Raw genomic sequence first — 2429 nt, 5'->3', positions numbered from 1 at the left:
GGATCATGGCAACGAAAGAAGAAGTCCTCGCATCAGAAATTTGCGAATGCGGTTGTAAGAGTGTAGCCGATGCGATCAAACTTTTCCAAGAGACCTCCCTCCCGTACAAAAAAGCGAAAAAGCTTGTCACTGAGTGTGATAAGAGCTGCTGTCGTGCAGCCCTTCTCAGAGTTTTTGACATGACGTATTTCGGTAATTTTGATTATGATGAGATTGAGCGTCTTATCCAGTTGCGTCATGATAAACTGGGTGAAATATTAGAACGGATGAAAAATGGACGATAACATAAGTATCCGTTTGGCCTACAGCGATGATATACCGGTCATGGTAAAGCTTTTAGGTGAACTTTTCGCTATAGAAGATGATTTTACGATTGATACCGAAAAACAATCGTGTGGATTAGAACTTCTCCTTCAAAATTCACACAGTATCGTATTGGTGGCTGAAATAGAGAACACAGTAATCGGTATGATTACTATTCAAAGGATGATCTCAACAGCGATGGGAACATATGTCGGCACTATCGAAGATGTGATTGTTGCGCAAGAGTGTCGAGGTTCAGGTATCGGAACAAAACTGTTGGATGCGGCAATGGATGAAGCAGATGAAAGAGGGTGGGGTAGATTAGCACTGGGTGTCGATCTGCGCAATACCAAAGCGATTGATTTTTATCAGAAAAAGGGATTTTCCACCAGCCACATGGGGCTGATGTATCGAATATAGTCCATTTCGTCATTTCCGCATAGGCGGGAATCCATCTTTGTTCATGCTGAGCTTTACTGCCTATGTGAATCTATTTGGAAGTGAGGCTGGGTTCGGGTATTAGCCTCGCAAAAGTGCGGGATTGAAGTCCCACTTCCGATTAAGGTTCATTTATTTTGTTTCCAAAATAAGGATTAACAAGTTTAAGTAAGTACCATTTGATCCAGTATTGACTTTTCTATGCTAATAAACTAAAATTGTTACCTATTAACAACAGGGAATTTTTATGGAAAATGACGAATTGGAATATGCAGGATTTTGGATTAGAACAGGTGCAACACTGATCGATACGGTATTATTTATAATGATTGCATGGCCATTACTATTCGCAATATATGGTAGTGATTATTTAGAAATAAGTGCTGATAGTCTCGCTATAGGTCCAGCAGACGTTGTAATAAACTATATTTTTCCTTTTATAGCCGCAGTGATTTTATGGATATATAAGGCCGGAACTCCTGGAAAATTAGTACTAGGTTTACACGTTGTAGATGCTCAATCCGGAGAACACTTGGCTATCGGACAGGCTATTGGGAGATATTTAGCTTATATTCCTGCAATGTTAGCATTAATGATGGGGATATTTTGGGTTGCTTGGGATAGTAAAAAACAAGGCTGGCATGACAAATTAGCGGGTACAGTTGTAATAAGACAAAAAAACCGTGTCGAGAAAGTTAAGTTTTCATAAGTATGCAGTCTAGTGTAGAGTTATTAGAAGATTATGTATCTATTTTTATAGAGCAAAGAATAAATTCTCGATTACACTCAAAAATTGAATTAGGAAAAAGTGATTCTAAAATAATTAAAACGCTAGTTAATGTTTTAGCTGGAAATATTATTGTTTATAAGATTGATAAAAAGACAAATCGAAAAGAAGATTTAACACCTGAATACGGACGCAATGATTTTTTACGAGATCCTAAAAAGCAACTGTATAGAGGGAGTTTTACTGCTGTATGTGAGGGAGGTAGAAAATATCCATTTTATAAAGTCTATCTTGAAGAGCTAACACCTGATGATTTCATCAATGCACTATTAAATGAAAAAATTGCTGGCTTTATAATAAAAACATGCTATCTAACTTTATTTGAGATGGTAGAAGAAGATGCAAATCAAGATTTATTTAATACCATAAAAGGAAATGAATATGAAAAATTTATATCACAAAAGTATCTTGACCTTGGTTATACTGTACAGCTCAATGGGATTGAATTAGGGATCAATGATGGTGGTATTGATCTAATAGCTGAAAAAGATAATTTTGTTGTATTTATACAATGCAAAAATTGGTTTACAAATGATTATTATAAAATAAGACAAATTGATCTTAAAGCTTTTATTGGGTCATGTTATATTTATTTATATAATAATAGACAGTATTCTGATAAAAAAATAAGTTTTCATTTTATTGTTTCAGATTGGCAAATGATGGATTCATCTGCAACTAAATTTATATTAGAAAATACAATGATTAAAGCTAAAGAAGTAGCTTTTATTAATTTAAGTTAAGGGAAATTATTCATGTCATTTGAAGATGAAGATAAGAAACGATTTAAAATAGATGCTTCAAATAGGAGACAAGCTGAACTAGCAAAAGAAAAATTATCTGATTTTAAATCTACTTGGAAAATCAAGGATCAACAAAAATTTTTTGTATTACCTTGGAT

4 protein-coding genes are annotated in these 2429 nt (G+C 34.4%); all 4 read left to right on the top strand.

What is annotated here, in order from left to right:
* On the top strand, positions 1–284 hold a 284-nt coding region (locus tag WA010_RS01225), incomplete at its 5' end, for a hypothetical protein (protein ID WP_422555356.1).
* Entirely contained in the window at positions 274–723 is a 450-nt protein-coding gene (locus WA010_RS01220; protein WP_422555355.1) for a GNAT family N-acetyltransferase, read from the top strand. The genes WA010_RS01225 and WA010_RS01220, both read left to right, overlap by 11 nt.
* Positions 724–988: 265 nt before the next feature.
* Entirely contained in the window at positions 989–1450 is a 462-nt protein-coding gene (locus tag WA010_RS01215) for an RDD family protein (protein WP_422555354.1), read from the top strand.
* Between the two features lie 2 nt (positions 1451–1452).
* Positions 1453–2271 carry a restriction endonuclease gene (locus WA010_RS01210; protein WP_422555353.1) on the top strand — a complete coding sequence of 273 codons (819 nt, stop codon included), beginning with the start codon at positions 1453–1455 and terminating at the stop codon, positions 2269–2271.
* Positions 2272–2429 lie beyond the last annotated feature (158 nt).

It is taken from the genome of Sulfuricurvum sp., from assembly GCF_049305995.1.
Taxonomy (GTDB): domain Bacteria; phylum Campylobacterota; class Campylobacteria; order Campylobacterales; family Sulfurimonadaceae; genus Sulfuricurvum.
The sequence above is the reverse complement of the archived record's forward strand: the minus strand, read 5'-3'. Positions and strand labels throughout refer to the sequence as shown.

What these genes read in the sequence shown, in the direction of transcription:
- WA010_RS01220 (WP_422555355.1), top strand. Translation starts at nt 274, where the DNA reads ATGGACGATAACATAAGTATCCGTTTGGCCTACAGCGATGATATACCG.
- WA010_RS01210 (WP_422555353.1), top strand. Translation starts at nt 1,453, where the DNA reads ATGCAGTCTAGTGTAGAGTTATTAGAAGATTATGTATCTATTTTTATA.
- WA010_RS01215 (WP_422555354.1), top strand. Translation starts at nt 989, where the DNA reads ATGGAAAATGACGAATTGGAATATGCAGGATTTTGGATTAGAACAGGT.